This window comes from Paenarthrobacter sp. CC6 (assembly GCF_040560085.1).
Taxonomy (GTDB): Bacteria; Actinomycetota; Actinomycetes; order Actinomycetales; family Micrococcaceae; genus Arthrobacter; species Arthrobacter nicotinovorans.
The window spans coordinates 22,340-36,556 of sequence record NZ_JARDAN010000019.1; the positions used below are offsets into that span (position 1 = coordinate 22,340).

At 63.0% G+C, this 14,217-nt stretch carries 17 protein-coding genes; 9 read left to right on the forward strand and 8 right to left on the reverse strand.

Going from position 1 to position 14,217, the window contains the following annotated elements:
• Positions 1–11: 11 nt before the first annotated feature.
• Complete coding sequence (locus PV760_RS17145; RefSeq protein WP_018778938.1) at positions 12–182, reverse strand: hypothetical protein; 171 nt, start codon at positions 180–182, stop codon at positions 12–14.
• 308 nt (positions 183–490) lie between these two features.
• On the opposite strand from PV760_RS17145, the gene PV760_RS17150 reads away from it, so the two are divergent.
• The 4 genes from PV760_RS17150 (at position 491) to PV760_RS17165 (ending at position 3,206) form a co-directional block, all read left to right on the forward strand.
• Complete coding sequence (locus tag PV760_RS17150) at positions 491–970, forward strand: Dps family protein (protein WP_014920468.1); 480 nt, start codon at positions 491–493, stop codon at positions 968–970.
• A gap of 40 nt (positions 971–1,010) precedes the next feature.
• Positions 1,011–1,970, forward strand: coding sequence for a DNA topoisomerase IB (locus tag PV760_RS17155; protein WP_354628311.1), 960 nt, complete (start codon positions 1,011–1,013; stop codon positions 1,968–1,970).
• 86 nt (positions 1,971–2,056) lie between these two features.
• Entirely contained in the window at positions 2,057–2,614 is a 558-nt protein-coding gene (locus tag PV760_RS17160) for a hypothetical protein (RefSeq protein ID WP_354628312.1), read from the forward strand.
• 4 nt (positions 2,615–2,618) lie between these two features.
• Positions 2,619–3,206, forward strand: a complete 588-nt coding sequence (locus PV760_RS17165; protein WP_354628313.1) for a TetR/AcrR family transcriptional regulator — start codon at positions 2,619–2,621, stop codon at positions 3,204–3,206.
• A 122-nt stretch (positions 3,207–3,328) separates the two neighbouring features.
• Here the strand turns inward: PV760_RS17165 and PV760_RS17170 are convergent, their stop codons facing one another.
• From PV760_RS17170 to PV760_RS17190, 5 genes are all read right to left on the reverse strand, one after another.
• Positions 3,329–3,607 (reverse strand): HPr family phosphocarrier protein, encoded by a 279-nt coding sequence (locus PV760_RS17170; protein ID WP_018778934.1) that lies wholly within the window; start codon positions 3,605–3,607, stop codon positions 3,329–3,331.
• 39 nt (positions 3,608–3,646) lie between these two features.
• Positions 3,647–5,677, reverse strand: coding sequence for a PTS fructose transporter subunit IIABC (locus PV760_RS17175; protein ID WP_018778933.1), 2,031 nt, complete (start codon positions 5,675–5,677; stop codon positions 3,647–3,649).
• Entirely contained in the window at positions 5,674–6,666 is a 993-nt protein-coding gene (locus tag PV760_RS17180) for a 1-phosphofructokinase family hexose kinase (RefSeq protein ID WP_110505955.1), read from the reverse strand. The genes PV760_RS17175 and PV760_RS17180 overlap by 4 nt, the downstream gene beginning before the upstream one ends.
• The gene (locus PV760_RS17185) at positions 6,663–7,454 is read right to left on the reverse strand and encodes a DeoR/GlpR family DNA-binding transcription regulator (protein WP_018778931.1); all 792 of its coding nucleotides are present in this window, start codon (positions 7,452–7,454) and stop codon (positions 6,663–6,665) included. Before PV760_RS17185 ends, PV760_RS17180 begins: the two co-directional genes overlap by 4 nt.
• A gap of 734 nt (positions 7,455–8,188) precedes the next feature.
• Positions 8,189–8,521, reverse strand: coding sequence for a hypothetical protein (locus PV760_RS17190; protein ID WP_229778650.1), 333 nt, complete (start codon positions 8,519–8,521; stop codon positions 8,189–8,191).
• A 278-nt stretch (positions 8,522–8,799) separates the two neighbouring features.
• Between PV760_RS17190 and PV760_RS17195 the strand changes: the two genes are divergently transcribed.
• The 3 genes from PV760_RS17195 to PV760_RS17205 all read left to right on the forward strand — a co-directional run bounded on the left by PV760_RS17195 (position 8,800) and on the right by PV760_RS17205 (position 11,416).
• Complete coding sequence (locus PV760_RS17195) at positions 8,800–9,573, forward strand: GAF and ANTAR domain-containing protein (protein ID WP_018778929.1); 774 nt, start codon at positions 8,800–8,802, stop codon at positions 9,571–9,573.
• Between the two features lie 216 nt (positions 9,574–9,789).
• Positions 9,790–10,239 (forward strand): hypothetical protein, encoded by a 450-nt coding sequence (locus PV760_RS17200; protein ID WP_018778928.1) that lies wholly within the window; start codon positions 9,790–9,792, stop codon positions 10,237–10,239.
• A 40-nt stretch (positions 10,240–10,279) separates the two neighbouring features.
• Positions 10,280–11,416, forward strand: a complete 1,137-nt coding sequence (locus PV760_RS17205; protein ID WP_354628314.1) for a glutamate--cysteine ligase — start codon at positions 10,280–10,282, stop codon at positions 11,414–11,416.
• An 87-nt stretch (positions 11,417–11,503) separates the two neighbouring features.
• Here the strand turns inward: PV760_RS17205 and PV760_RS17210 are convergent, their stop codons facing one another.
• Both PV760_RS17210 and PV760_RS17215 read right to left on the reverse strand, forming a co-directional pair.
• Positions 11,504–11,905, reverse strand: coding sequence for a VOC family protein (locus PV760_RS17210; protein WP_026267320.1), 402 nt, complete (start codon positions 11,903–11,905; stop codon positions 11,504–11,506).
• A gap of 10 nt (positions 11,906–11,915) precedes the next feature.
• Positions 11,916–12,365 (reverse strand): helix-turn-helix transcriptional regulator, encoded by a 450-nt coding sequence (locus PV760_RS17215; protein ID WP_018778925.1) that lies wholly within the window; start codon positions 12,363–12,365, stop codon positions 11,916–11,918.
• A 26-nt stretch (positions 12,366–12,391) separates the two neighbouring features.
• On the opposite strand from PV760_RS17215, the gene PV760_RS17220 reads away from it, so the two are divergent.
• Both PV760_RS17220 and PV760_RS17225 read left to right on the forward strand, forming a co-directional pair.
• Positions 12,392–13,009 carry an alpha/beta hydrolase gene (locus PV760_RS17220; protein WP_354628315.1) on the forward strand — a complete coding sequence of 206 codons (618 nt, stop codon included), beginning with the start codon at positions 12,392–12,394 and terminating at the stop codon, positions 13,007–13,009.
• A 204-nt stretch (positions 13,010–13,213) separates the two neighbouring features.
• Positions 13,214–14,215: a LacI family DNA-binding transcriptional regulator gene (locus PV760_RS17225; RefSeq protein ID WP_354628316.1), complete on the forward strand. Its 1,002-nt coding sequence runs from the start codon at positions 13,214–13,216 to the stop codon at positions 14,213–14,215.
• Positions 14,216–14,217: the final 2 nt, after the last annotated feature.

Here is a 14,217-nt window from a genome sequence, read left to right on the forward strand (position 1 = left end):
CTCGGTGGTGGTTATACGGTATGGCCCCGGCGTCCCGACATGAAGCTCAGCAGCCACCCGATGGCCGCGATGACGAGAAGGACAACGCCTACCCACAGCAACCAGTTCAGGGCCTGCGAGAAGCCGCCCACAAGAAGAAGAACAATTGCTACTACACCAGCAATGATCAGAAGCGTATTCATGGTCAGCACATTCCTTTCCGGGGAAATCATTGAATAATCGCCGATTCCCAACTATGCATTCCGGTTTTACTTCGATTTAGTTATGCCGGTACTTGGAGGCGTTCCGCAGCCTCGAAGTGCCTTTGCCCCCGTCGGCCGGCGTTTCATCGGGTGATGAAGTTCGCCAGCTGTGAACAGTAACACTCCTCATTGTACTACTAAGCACCCTTATGAAAGGCTTATTGCAGTCGTCACCTGATGATTGGGCAGTCGCCGCAGAAATCTTGCGGCGCGTTTTTGGCTCATATGAAAGTCCATGAGAGGAACACATGAAAGCGTCACAGCAGCTTGCAGACAACCTTCAAATCGTCCTGACAGACCTCATCGAGCTGCAGCTCCAAGGAAAGCAGGCACACTGGAACATCGTGGGACCGAACTTCCGCGATCTTCACCTCCAGCTGGACGAACTCGTCCTGGCCACCCGCCAGTTCGCTGACGACACCGCCGAGCGCATGCGTGCCCTCCATGCCCTGCCGGACGGCCGCAGCGCGACCATCGCCAAGGGCACCCGCCTGGAGGAATTCCCGGCAGGCCTGGTCAACACCAAGAACGCCGTCAAGCTGGTTACCGACCGCGTGGAACGCGCTGTCCAGACCATGCGCGACGTCCATGACGAGGTGGACGAGGAAGATCCCACGACGGCGGACCTGCTGCACGCGTTTATCGCCCGCCTTGAGCAGCTGGTTTGGATGATCAACGCAGAGATCATGAACGCCGGCGCTGCCGTTACCGATCCGGACGAAGCCTGAGCATCAACCGGACCGGCTGAAGACAGAGAGCCCCGCGACCATGCCGCGGCTGAAGAGAAGCGACCTTTCCAAGCCCGGCATCGTCCGCCGGAAGGTTGGTACGGGGTTCAGCTACCGCCACCCTGACGGCAGTCTGGTCAGCAAGGAGGATCGCCAGCGCATCAACGCGCTGGCGATCCCACCTGCATGGACCGATGTGTGGATCAGTCCCTACGAGCATGGCCACATCCTGGCCACGGGAGTGGATGCTGCCGGACGGAGCCAGTACATCTACCATCCTGGGTGGCGGGAACGTAAGGACACCGAGAAGTTCATCCGTGCAGCCAAACTTGGCCTGGTGCTGCCAACGGTCCGCCGCAATGTGACGGTCCATCTCCAGGACGCCGCGGATCCCCGGCAGCAGACGCTCGCAGCAGCTGTACGGTTCATGGACCTTGGCGCGCTGCGCGTAGGTTCCGAGGTCTACATGAAGCAGAACGGTTCCTACGGACTCACCACCCTCCGATGCCGCCACGCGCGGGTGGCGGGCCCTGACGTCTTCCTTAAGTTCCCCGGCAAGAGCGGCCAGCTCTGGGATACCTCCATCCACGATCCCGCTTTGGCGGCCTTTTTGGAGCCACTGGCGGACCGTCCCGGCAAGGAGCGGCTGCTTGCTTACCAGGCCAACGGCACCTGGGTGTCGGTGGATGCGTCCATGATCAATGAATACCTCAGGGGCATCTCAGGGGAGGCGTACACCTCCAAGGATTTCCGGACCTGGAAAGGCACTGCGGCCGCCGCCCTCTGCCTCATCAAGTCCGGGCATAAGGGAACCCCCAGGCAAGCCATTGTGCGGGCCATCAAAGAGGCCTCCGAACTCTTGGGCAACACGCCCTCTGTGGCGCGTTCCTCCTATGTGGATCCGCGGATTATCGAGGGCTACCTCTCGGAGGAGCTTAAGGACGTCAAGCCAACGGAAGCGTCGGTTGCCGCCTACTTGAACGGCGAAACATCGAGTTAAACCGTGCCTCTCGAGAAGGCCTGTTCGTTTTTATGAGTACACTCGTACTAATAAAAATTGATGGACGTGGCGTCTGGGGGCCGTAAGTGATTCTGTTGGCAATCGTGGTGTGTGAAGTTGCGTTCTGGGTGGCGATCCTTGCCGGGCTCGCAGCACGGTATCTGCTGCGTCGTCCCCGCCTGGGCGGAGCCCTCCTGATCCTTGCTCCGGTTATTGATGCCATCCTGCTTGCCTTGGTCGCCGTCGATTTGCTGGGCGGCGGTACAGCCTCATGGCACCACGGACTCGCCGCGGTCTACATCGGTGTCTCTGTCGCGTACGGCAAGCGCATGGTGGCTTGGGCCGATGCGCACTTCCAGCACCGGTTCGCGGGCGGACCTGCGCCGGAACGACTCACTGGAACCCGCTACACCATCAAATGCTGGCGGGATGTGCTCCTTACCGGGTTGGCGGTTGCCATCGCAGCGGCGACCCTTGGCGCGATTATCTTCCTCGTCAACGACGCCGAAAGAACCGCAGCGCTCTCGGACTTCTTCCGCATCCTGGGCATCATCTTCGCCATCGACTTCCTCTGGGCTTTGAGCTACACGATCTGGCCGAAGAAGGCCGCCCGCGACTTGCCCGCCGCTACGCCGTCGCGCTGATTCCATGCCCCGGAGAATCGATGCAGAGGCACGCAGTTCAGCAATTGCGGAAGCTTCCCTGCGTGTCCTCGAACGTGATGGCCTTTCGGGCCTTTCAGTGCGCGGGGTGGCAGCGGAAGCGGGCATCGCAGCCGCTTCGCTACGGCGTGCGTTTGCCACGCAACATGCCCTGCGGGAGTTCTGCCTGCAACTCATTGAGGACCGGGTCACCGCCCGAATCGCCGCCCTTGAGCTCACTGGCCGGGCGTTGGTTGATGGCTTGCTCCTGCAGTTGCTTCCTCTCGACAAGGAACGGCGGCTGGAACTCGTGGCGCAGGTCCAGCTTGGTGTCCTCTCACTGACGGATAGTGCACTACGTCCTGCCGCGATCAGGCTCAGCGAGGGAGTGGACCGCGTGTGTCACGCTGCCCTCCAGCTCCTGGTCGAAGCGGGACAGTTCAACCCGACGCGCGACCCCGGCTATGAAGCCCAGCGCTTGCGTGCGCTCCTTGATGGGATCGCGATGCACGGATTGTGGAGCGGTGAACTTCCGGAGGCGGGTCCGATGCTCCGGGTGCTCTCGCGCCATCTCGACGAGCTCGCGGGTCCGTAGCACCTTAGGCAAGCAGAGCACCCCGGACGCGCAAAAGTACTTCGGACATGCAAAGAGCCTGGCGCCACCCATATCCGGGTGGCACCAGGCTCTTTGCGTGTCGCTGAGGGGTTTGGGTGTCCCTACTCGGCGTCGTGGTCCGTTTCGAGGATCTTCACCAGGCTGTCCAGTGCTGCGTCCGCACCTTCACCTTCGGCACGCAGCACCACCACGTCACCGTGGGCAGCGCCCAGGCTCATCAGGGAAAGGATGCTGGCGGCGTCCATGGCGTCGTCGGCTGGCTCTCCCGGGCGGGCGATGGTGACATCGATATCCAGGTCTCCCGCAGCCTCGGCGAAGATGGCTGCCGGGCGGGCGTGGAGGCCGACGCGGCTAGCGATGGTGGCTGTACGTTCAGGCATTGGTGCTCCTTTGTGGTGGTGGGTGGCTTTGTGGGAAGTCTAGACGCTGACGGTTGCCGGGGTGGTTTCTGCCTCTACCGGCTTCTTCACGGCCCAACGCTTGAGGGCGATGACTAGCAGCGCAGTGATGACCACGCCGACGGCGATCGAGAGGAAGAACAGGAGGAAGTTGTCGATGGCGAAGAAGACGAACAAACCGCCGTGTGGAGCCTTGGAGGTGACACCGAAGGCCATCGACAGGGCACCGGTGACGGCGCCGCCCACCATGCTGGCCGGGATGACGCGCAGGGGGTCGGCTGCGGCGAACGGGATGGCGCCTTCGGAGATGAAGGATGCACCGAGGAGCCAGGCTGCCTTGCCGTTTTCACGCTCTGCCAGGGAGAACAGCTTCTTGTCGAGCACAGTGGCGAGGGCCATGGCCAGCGGCGGAACCATGCCTGCAGCCATGACGGCTGCCATGATCTGCCAGGGAGCCTGGTTGCTGACACTCGCAGCACCGAGGCCCGCAACGGCAAATGCGTACGCAACCTTGTTGACGGGACCACCGAGGTCGAAGCACATCATGAGGCCCAGGATGATGCCGAGGACCACAGCTCCGGCTCCCGTGAGGCTGGAAAGTCCGGCATTGAGGGCGTTGGTCAGATCCACGATCGGACGGCCGAGGATCAGGAACATCAAACCGGACGCCACCAGGGACGCGAGCAGAGGGATGATCACCACGGGCATCAGGCCGCGAAGCCAGCGCGGGACGTCCAGCTTGCCGATCTGGTAGGCCACGTAGCCGGCCAGGAGACCACCAACGATGCCTCCCAGGAAGCCGGCGCCCATGAAGCCGGACACAGCACCGGCTACAAAGCCGGGGGCGATACCCGGGCGGTCAGCGATGGCGTAGGCAATGTAACCGGCCAGTGCGGGAACCAGGAACCCGAGGGACAGGGCGCCGATCTTGAACAGGACTGCGCCGATGTAGGCACCCAGCGGACCCCAGGCGTTCTCGGGGAAATCGGTGGGGAGGTTGAAGATGCTGTTTTCAACAACGATCTTGTCGGCGAAGTTGGTGATGAGGTAACCGCCCATGAGGAAGCCAAGAGCGATCAAAAGGCCGCCACCCGCAACGAACGGAATCATGTAGCTGACGCCGGTGAGGAGTGCGCGCTTCAGCTTCTGGCCGATGTGCTCGCCCTTTTCCTCCTCGGCACGCTCAGCCTGCTCTTCGGCACCGAAGTGCGGAACACGGCGTGCGTGGGGGTCGACGGCGGCAGCCAGGGCTTCCTCGACCATCTTGGTGGGCTCATCGATGCCACGCTTGACCGGAGCGTTGATGACCGGCTTGCCGGCGAAGCGCTCCTTGCCGCGGACGTCGACGTCGACGGCGAAGATCACGGCGTCGGCCGCAGCAATCACTGCCGGATCCAGCGGCTTGGCGCCGGAGGAACCCTGGGTCTCGACCTGCAGGTCAACGCCCATTTCCTTGGCAGCGGCAACCAGCGAATCAGCCGCCATGTACGTGTGTGCGATGCCGGTTGGGCAGGCGGTCACTGCGACGATGCGCTTGGGTGCGGCAGTCGTCGTCGTGTTTTCTGCGGGAGCAGCCGCAGCGGCGGGCGCAGCAGCCGGCTTGTCTGCCAGCGCTCCATCGACGAGGTCCACAATGTCCTGCTCGGTGGCTGCCGCCCTGAGTGCTGCGGTGAAGTCCTTCTTGATCAGTGAACGTGCCAGCTTGGAGAGCAGCTTCAGGTGTTCCTGGTCTGCGCCGTCCGGGGCTGCGATAAAGAAGATGAGGTCAGCCGGGCCGTCCTTGGCGCCGAAGTCCACCTTGTGGGAGAGGCGGGCCATGGCGAGGGCAGGCTCCGTGACGGCGGCCGAGCGGCAGTGCGGGATGGCGATGCCGCCGGGGACGCCGGTCGCCGTCTTCTGCTCGCGGGCGAAGGCGTCGGCAAAGAGCCCCTCAACCTCGGAAGCTCGGCCGGAGGCGGCAACTTTGCCTGCCAGGACGCGGATGACGTCGGCGGGGGAGTCGCCCAGGTTTTGGTCGAGGGTGACCAATTGTGGGGTGATCAGCTGGGTCACTGTGATTCCTTCTGGAGGGCCGTGATGGTTACGGCGTCGGGGGTTGTCTGGTGGACTGCCGGGACAGTGGAGCCCGGCAGCGAAGCAGCTGCGGCACCATGTGCCACGGCTTGACGGAGGCAGTCCTGCGCGGAACCGCCCTGGGTTGCGGCCAGCAGGTAGCCGGCAAGGGAAGAATCCCCTGCGCCCACTGTGCTGACTGCCTTGATCGGCGGATGCGTGGCGAACCACGCTCCGTCTGCGGTCACCAGGACTGCGCCCTTGGACCCGAGTGTTGCGAGAACGGCGCCTACACCGCTGGCGACGACGGCGGCTGCGGCTTGGGCGGCTTTGGCCGGGTCCGCTTCCAGTTCGTCAGCTGTGTAGACGTTGGTGAAACCGGCGGCGGCGGCGAGCTCGGCAAGCTCTTCCGCGTTCGGCTTGAGGAGGTCGGGCTTTCCTGCGGCATCGCCCACCAGGGCCGCCGCAAGCGGAGCTCCGGAGGAGTCGATGGCGATGCCGGGGGCGGCCGTTCCATCAGCGTTCGACCGGAGCCGACGCGCGATTGTGGCGTAGAAATCCGCGGGCACCCCTGGTGGGAGCGAGCCTGCGAGAACCACCCAGCTGGCGCCACGGGAGCGCTCCAGCAGCAGCCCGATCAGGGCTTCCTGCTGTTCGCCACTCAGCTCCGGGCCGGGTTCGTTGATCTTGGTGGTGACCCCATCTGGTTCGGTGAGCGTGACGTTGCTGCGCAGCGCCTGACCGATGGGCAGCGCCGCAAAGGGCACGCCGCCGTCGTGCAGTCCGGACAGGACGGGGTCTGAATCCGCGCCGGGAAGGACTGCCAACGTTTCGAGGCCCGAGGCCACGAGCGCCCGGGAAACGTTGACGCCCTTTCCGCCGGATTCCTGGTGGACGGCCACCGCGCGCTGAACTTCGCCGCGGGCCAGGGCGCCCGGGAGTTCCACCGTGCGGTCCAGGCTGGGGTTGGCGGTGAGCGTGACGATCATGCGATCACCACGTCGACGCCGGCGTCGGCCAAAGCCGCTGCAAGTTCAGCCGAGGGCTGCTGGTCAGTAATCAAGGTGTCAACATCCTTCAGGGTGGCGAACTGGACCAAGGTTTCGGCATCCAGCTTGGACGAGTCGGCCAGGGCTACAACGCGGCGGGCAGACTGGACGAAAGCGGCTTTCACCGCGGCTTCCTCGGGATCCGGCGTGCTCAGCCCGAAGACGGCGTGGATCCCGTTGGCGCCCACGAAGGCGATGTCCGGACGAAGCCTGTAAGCGGCCTCCACGGTGGACTGCCCGACGGCGGCCTGCGTGAGTCCGCGGACACGGCCGCCGAGGATCTGGAGTGCGACGCCCTGCGTGGAGGAGAGCTTGCCGGCAATCGGAATCGCGTGGGTGATGACCACGAGCTCGTCGTTCCCATTGGTGGACGGAGTCCGCTGGGCCAGCAGGTCCGCCAGGGTTTCAGTGGTGGAACCGGCGTCGAGCAGGATGCTGCCGGTGGTGGGTTCCGGGATCAGTGCAAGAGCGGCGTTCGCGATACGGAGTTTTTCGGCCTGGCGCTGCACTGCCCGCTCCAGGATGCTTTCCTCGCGGGTGCTCAGGCGGTCGGAGGGGACTGCGCCGCCGTGGACGCGGCGGAGATTTCCGGAAACTTCAAGGGCCGCGAGGTCGCGGCGGATGGTTTCGGTGGTGATGCTGAAACGGTCTGCGAGGTCCGTGACGCTCACGCGTCCGCGCTCTGCGACGAGTGCGGAGATCAGTTGCTGGCGTTCTTCTGCGAACACTTACCCTCCATTGCGGTAAAGCCAAGTTCGTTGCGGCCACTTCCGTGACTGCTGTCACAACGATGTGGAATTGCTTGACTCTATCTTTGTTTATGTTGGCAAGTCAATAGAAACCAACATAAACAAAGATCGCTGCTGCGTCCGAGGTGGTCCGGGCGCGCACCGGGAGGGCTCCGGAGACGACGAAAGGGCATGTCGCGCTCCCTGTAGCGCGACATGCCCTTCTATCGGATCCTGACTGGGGGATATGCCGGGATCCGGTCTTGTTGGGTGCGGAACAGCCCTAAAGCGAAGGGGGGTTCCCTGGTCCCGGGGGCGGTGGGACTGCCGGTCCCGGGGTGGGTTCCGGGACGGGCGGCGGGCCCGGTTCCGGCAACGGTACGGGCTCAGGCGTAGGCCCGGGTTCCCGGGTTGGATCGGGGTGTGAGGGATCCGTGGGGAAACCGCTCATCATCAAGCGCTCCTTCTCCGGGACGAATGCGTCGGGCGGAGGCTTTGCGGCGTGCTGGAAGGGTACCGGCTGGAATCCCATCCGGACCCCATGTAGTCGATGGGCAGGTTGTCCGGGTCAGGTGGATCCGGCAGCTTGTGCTTGCCGGGTTGACCATGCTGGTTATGCTGGCCAAGGCCCCGGGTGGCTGTGGAAGACTCTCTTTTCTGTGATTCTGCGTGCATGCTGTCCCTTCCTGTAGCTTCAGAATTGGTGCTGCTCCTCATGGCTGCGCCCGTCACGTTCAGTCCGGAATTTCCATCCGGAAGCCGCAGTGGCATCCAAGAATCCTCGTGTTGATGAGAACCTCGTACATCCGCAGCTGCCCACCCGGTTTCAGGACGAGGGGAGTTTGAATCCTCCGGAGCTCGCAGCTGCTGGTCTTCATGGGTTCGCCGCAGTGAAGATACTGACCGCCGAACTGAAGTACCCCCTGGGAAATACCGGGTCGGTTGAGTACCGCGGCAACCCTCTGGACAGACGCGATCTGCTGGTAGGAATACCTGCAGACATGGCACTCGTACGCCACGTCCACCAGGTTGGGCGCGGGCGGATAGTGGGACTGGATCGAATTCACCAGGAGGTGCTTGTCCGTATTGCACCGGGTACACCAAAGACGCTCATCGGGCGGTTGGTGGGCTTCGTCCGGGACTCTGGACGCTGGCTGGGCCGGCATGGGTGTCTACCTCGGCATCAAAAAATGCGGGTCGCCCGTCTGCATGAGCTGTAAAGCCTGGTCCTGAAAATGCGGGACTGTAGCTAGATTGTGCACATAGGTGCACGGCATATGCAAGGATTCTGTTGTCATTCCCCAAAGGGGTGACAGGCAGTGACCCGGCGATCGTAAACTAAGGCATGGACGAAATGAACGTTGAATTGGCGCTGCCTGATGCCGCCTCGGCGCCCGACGAAGTTTCGGTGCCCGAGCAGCTTCAGGACCTCGTTATCGATAGCGAAGACGTCGGTGGATTCCTCGGAGAGCTTGCTGTGTTTTCCGCGGCGGCAGTGTCCAACGCGGTGGGTGTGAACGTGCACTGTGGCATCACATTGAGCAGGCGGAGGCGGACGGCCACGGTGGCCGGAAGCACCCCTGAAGCCAGATTGATTGACGAAGTACAGCAGGCGTACGGGGACGGCCCATGCCTGGAAGCAATGCGTAGCCATGCCACCGTGCATGTGCCCGACACCTCCACCGAGGGGCGCTGGCCCGACTACTGCAAGGTCATCGCGGACCGTGGCCATCTTTCGGCACTCTGTGTCCCTTTGGAGCTGGACGAAGGTGCAACCGCGGCCCTTAACTTCTTCGCTCCGCGGATCGACGCTTTTGACGCGGCCACCATCCGGGACTGTGAGCTCTATGCCAGCCAGGCCGAACGCTCATTGCGCCTGGCAGTCCGGATCGGAGTAAAGCAGCAGCACGCCGATGACCTCCAGGATGCGATGCAGTCCCGCACCGTGATCGACCTCGCGTGCGGCATCATCATGGGGCAGAACAGATGCAGCCAGGACGACGCCTTCCAGATCCTCAAAAAGGCCTCAAGCGCCCGGAACCAGAAGCTGCGTGACGTCGCCGAGTCGCTGATCAAGAGCGTTGCGAAAGAGTCACCCGTGGCTCATTTCGAACCCTGAGGGATAGCGCCCCGAGGGTCTGCGGCCAGCCGGTGACTTGTGACGCAAGCCACTGGTGAACTACATTTTAGGTGGGTTAAGCAGATAGCCCTTGGAGCCTCATGACGTGGTGCCATCCCGGATGGTCCAAGAACTGCACTTTCAGCCGTGGCCATCATCGGCCGGCTCGCAGCGTCAATGCATGCGGCTCCTTGGAGTTGTAAAAGGAGAATGGCAATGACGCTTGGTTCCCTTCCTGTCCCGAAACCTTCACAAGGGCCCGAACCTGCCCAGGCCGGAGTGCGGCCATGGTGCACTGTCTGCGGCACCGATTCCTACATTTTTGTTGAGACCGTGGTGGAAGCCGAACCACACCAGACGGAAGTGGTCGACGTCAGCTACACCTGCAGCGAATGCGATACCTTCTACGCCCACCCGGTCCGCCTGGCAACGCTGGTGCCGGAGATCCAACAGGAATTCCTTTCCACTGCAGCAGCAGGACTGTGGTTCAGCTGCACACATTGCGGCGACCCCATGACGCTGGGACGTCCTACTGAACGCGTGATTGAGGCCCCCCGGAGCACTGAAGATCCTGAAAGCCCCAATCTCCTTGAGGTCTACTTGCAGACCCAGGTCCTGCATTGCCGTTGTGGTTTCCAAATGGAGGTTCCGCGCCACGTTGGGTAACCACCGTCTCTGAATAATCCATAGCGGGAGGGGTGGGTCTGTGCGCACGTTTGGTGTCGAAGAGGAACTTCTGATTGCCGATCCTTCGGACGGCATGCCATTGGCCCTCGCCACAGACATTCTGGACGTGGCGGCTGCCCACGGCGGGGATGTTGACGGTGACGCCGCTTCCCTGAAGTCCGAATTCAAGCAGGAGCAGATCGAGGTCAACTCCCGCCCTTGCCGGACGGCTGCTGAGCTCAGGGCTGAAATCCGTGCCGGCCGGGCCTTGTCCGACAAGGCGGCCAGAGCCGTGGGTGCGCGGGTGGCCGCGCTGGCTACCCCGCCGGTATTCCATGCGACGCCCACCTTGGGCAATCAGCGCTACGCTGCCATGGGCACGGAATTCGGCCTGATTTCGCGTGAGCAACTCACATGCGGTTTTCATGTCCACGTATCCATCGAGTCGCCTGAGGAAGGCGTTGGAGTCCTGGACCGCATGCGGCACTGGCTCCCCGTGCTGCTTGCCCTCAGCGCCAACTCTCCCTTCTGGATGGGGGCCGACACCGGCTTCGCGAGCTATCGAACACAGATCTGGAACCGGTGGCCTACTGCCGGTCCCATGGACGTATTTGGTTCGGCCGATGGATACCGCGCAGTCCTGGGGGCGCTGCTGGGCACGGGAGTTCCCATGGACGAGGGCATGATCTACTTCGACGCCCGCCTTTCCAGGGGCCATCCAACTGTCGAACTCCGGATCGCGGACGTTTGCCTCTACGCAGAAGACGCGCTCACCCTGGCGGTGATCGCGCGCGCCCTGGTGGAAACCTCGGCCGCTGAATGGCGGCGGGGCGATCCGCCGTCGAGTGCTTTGACCCAGGTCATCCGCATGGCCAACTGGAAGGCGAGCCGCTTTGGCATCAACCGCGAGCTGCTTCACCCGCAGGACCAGAGCCCGGTTGCTGCTCCGGAAGTTGCCGGCGCCTTGCTGCGCCACATCAAGCCTGCCCTGGGCAAGGCCGGAGACCTGTCGCTGGCGCGGGCCGGGGTGGCCTGCATCCTCCGCCGCGGTTCAGGCGAGCGGCTGCAGCGCCAGGCGTACGCGCGCCGGCGGCGGCTGTCCGACGTCGTGACCGCAGCCATCGCCTCCACGCACGAGTACGGGGAACTTTCGGACGCCGGGCTGCTCAGCCACTAGCAGTCGAAGGCCCGACGACGGCGGGCCGGGGAGCCGCCGTCGTCGCGCCTTGTGCGGGCCGTAGCCTCCGATGAAGTGCCCGGACGGTCAGCCCTGGTTGATGCGGATCATGTTGCCGGAGGGGTCGCGGAAGGCGCAGTCGCGCGGTCCCCACGGCTGGTCGATCGGTTCCTGGAGGACCTCTGCGCCGGACGCCCGAAGTTTCTCGAAGGTGGCGTCGAGGTCGTCCGTGCTGAAGACGAGCATCGGCATGACGCCCTTGGTGAGGAGTTCCTGGATGGCGTCGCCGTCAGCCTGGGAGCGGCCGGCGTGCGGCGGGGAGAGGACCAGTTCGAGGTCGGGCTGGGCGTCGCTGCCCAAGGTCACCCAGCGCTGGCCATCGGAGCCGACGTCGTTGCGGACCTCCAGGCCGAGCGCGTCGCGGTAGAAGGCGAGCGACTCATCGACATCGTTGACAGTGACGTGTGCGTACTTCAATGAAATGTTCATGAACCACACGCTATTGCAGCTTGGGAGCCTGCGCTTCTTCAATCCTGCTCAGGTTGGTGTTGCCCTTCCTGTCGGGGCGAGTGTGCTGTTTGGCGATGCAGTTCGGCATGGCTTTCACGGCGTGGTGCTCCCGGGAGCGGTACTCGCTGGGCGTGATCCCTACGATTTCAGTGAAGCGGCTGCTGAAGGAGCCCAGGGAGGTACAGCCGACTTCCATGCAGGCATCCGTAACGCTGGTCCCGGCACGAAGGAGGGCCATGGCCCGTTCTATCCGCCGGGTCATCAGGTAGTTGTAGGGCGATTCGCCGTATGCGGCCTTGAACTGGCGGGAGAAGTGCGCCGGTGACATGAGGGCGCCGGCTGCCATGGTGGGCACGTCCAAAGGACGCGCGTACTCGCGGTCTATGAAGTCGCGGGCGCGCCGCAGATGGGCCAGATTGGCCAGTTCCTGCGGTGTCATGGCGTCAGTCTACTAGGCTCATGCCCATGGAATCAGTGGTCTGGTCAAAGCCCGAAAACCAGCGCAAGGGCACTCCTTTGCTGGTGATGCTGCATGGTTACGGCACCAGCGAGCAGCGCATGGTCAACCTTTTTGACCAACTGCCCACGGAGTTCACCTGTGCTGCGTTGCGGGGGCCCAAGGTTATCGGCGACGATTACGGGTGGTTCCTGCTGGACTACTTCCTGACCAACGACTTCGCGGATGTGATTGCCTCCACAAATGCGGTGTTCGACTGGATCAACTCCGTGAAAGACAACCACAGCAGCGTGAGTTTGCTCGGCTACTCACAGGGCATGGCCATGGCCAGCACGCTTCTGCGGTTGCGGCCCGCGTCGTTCAAAGCCACCGTCGGCTTGTCCGGATTTGTCCTGGACAACGACCTGCTTGCCCTGAGTGAATCATTCGACACCCCGCCGCCGTTCTTTTGGGGAAGGGACAAAGCGGACCCCGTGATCAACGAGGACGCGATCGCCCACACGGAGGAGTGGTTGAACGCCAACACGGCATTGACGGTACGTACTTATCCCGGGATGGGGCACCGGATAGACCCTGTCGAATTGGTGGATGTCAGTGCTTTCCTGAAGTACTACGTGCTGGGCTAGGGCTGGATTAGAAGGCATTCCCACCCCGGAATCAAACCTGCTGGTGAGATTCGCGTCACAATTTCGCATTCAACCGCACTCTATTGAATGACAAAATTGTAAGCGCTTACACTTTTGGCTGGTGACCCGGTCCGGGACACACGCCAAAGCGTCAGGCGAGCATGGAAAGGGTTGAGGCCGTGTTGCATGGTTAGGACTCACAGGGTGACAATCCAGGACGTAGCCGTCCTTTCCGGGTTGTCCATTTGCACGGTATCGCGGGCACTCAGGAAGCTCCCCAACGTTTCCGAAAAGGCCCAGTCGCGGGTGGCTGAAGCTGCCAGCAAGCTCGGCTATAAAGCCTCGGCCGCCGCATCCAGATTGGCCGGCGGAAACACAGGGTCGGTGGCGATCGTCGCCCCCACCGCCACATCGTGGTTCTTCTCCCAGGCCGTGGAAGCTGCAGAGGAGGTTCTGGGTGACAGTGGCTACGACACGGTCCTGATCAGCCTCCGCAACAAGGCCACTGTCCGGAAGCAGTTCTTCGCGGATCTTGAAAACCTCGCGCAGAGGGTCGACGGACTGCTGTTGCTCAACATTGACCTCGACCCCGGAGAACTGGAAGCGTTGGAAGCCTGCGGACTGGCAGTGGCCAGCGTGGGCATGCGAAATGTTCCGTGGGACAATGTAGGTATCGATGACGAACACGCTGCCTGGCAGGCAACCCAACACCTGCTGGGGCTGGGCCATTGGAACTTGGCCGTTCTCTCGAGCAATGAACACTCCGTTGTGACTGAGACTCCTCGGTTCCGTGGCTTCCGGCGTGCGCTGGATGAACACCACCTCACCGTTCACCCGGACCTTGTGGTGGCTTCAGGGCCAGGTATCGACGACGGGCGGCGGGCCATGACTGAGCTCATCACCCGCGGCGCGAAGCCCACGGCAGTGTTCGCCCACTGTGACGAGGCCGCGTTCGGTGCATTGACCGCGCTCCGGGAATACGGCTTGTCCGTGCCGAAAAACGTGTCCGTGATCGGAATAGATGACCACCCGATGAGCTGGTTCCTGGGTCTCAGCACCGTGGCGCAGCCGGTAGCTGACCAGGGCGCCTTCGCTGCGAACCTGCTGTGCGAACGACTCCTGAATAACGAATCCCCCCACCAACCCTCCACCCACTTGCTCGATACCAAGCTCATCGAACGCAAAACCACGCGCCACAAGCGCTGAAC

What these genes read in the sequence shown, in the direction of transcription:
- PV760_RS17145 (WP_018778938.1), bottom strand. Translation starts at nt 182, where the DNA reads ATGAATACGCTTCTGATCATTGCTGGTGTAGTAGCAATTGTTCTTCTT.
- PV760_RS17150 (WP_014920468.1), top strand. Translation starts at nt 491, where the DNA reads ATGAAAGCGTCACAGCAGCTTGCAGACAACCTTCAAATCGTCCTGACA.
- PV760_RS17220 (WP_354628315.1), top strand. Translation starts at nt 12,392, where the DNA reads ATGGAATCAGTGGTCTGGTCAAAGCCCGAAAACCAGCGCAAGGGCACT.
- PV760_RS17165 (WP_354628313.1), top strand. Translation starts at nt 2,619, where the DNA reads ATGCCCCGGAGAATCGATGCAGAGGCACGCAGTTCAGCAATTGCGGAA.
- PV760_RS17210 (WP_026267320.1), bottom strand. Translation starts at nt 11,905, where the DNA reads ATGAACATTTCATTGAAGTACGCACACGTCACTGTCAACGATGTCGAT.
- PV760_RS17215 (WP_018778925.1), bottom strand. Translation starts at nt 12,365, where the DNA reads ATGACACCGCAGGAACTGGCCAATCTGGCCCATCTGCGGCGCGCCCGC.
- PV760_RS17155 (WP_354628311.1), top strand. Translation starts at nt 1,011, where the DNA reads ATGCCGCGGCTGAAGAGAAGCGACCTTTCCAAGCCCGGCATCGTCCGC.
- PV760_RS17200 (WP_018778928.1), top strand. Translation starts at nt 9,790, where the DNA reads ATGACGCTTGGTTCCCTTCCTGTCCCGAAACCTTCACAAGGGCCCGAA.
- PV760_RS17170 (WP_018778934.1), bottom strand. Translation starts at nt 3,607, where the DNA reads ATGCCTGAACGTACAGCCACCATCGCTAGCCGCGTCGGCCTCCACGCC.
- PV760_RS17195 (WP_018778929.1), top strand. Translation starts at nt 8,800, where the DNA reads ATGGACGAAATGAACGTTGAATTGGCGCTGCCTGATGCCGCCTCGGCG.
- PV760_RS17180 (WP_110505955.1), bottom strand. Translation starts at nt 6,666, where the DNA reads ATGATCGTCACGCTCACCGCCAACCCCAGCCTGGACCGCACGGTGGAA.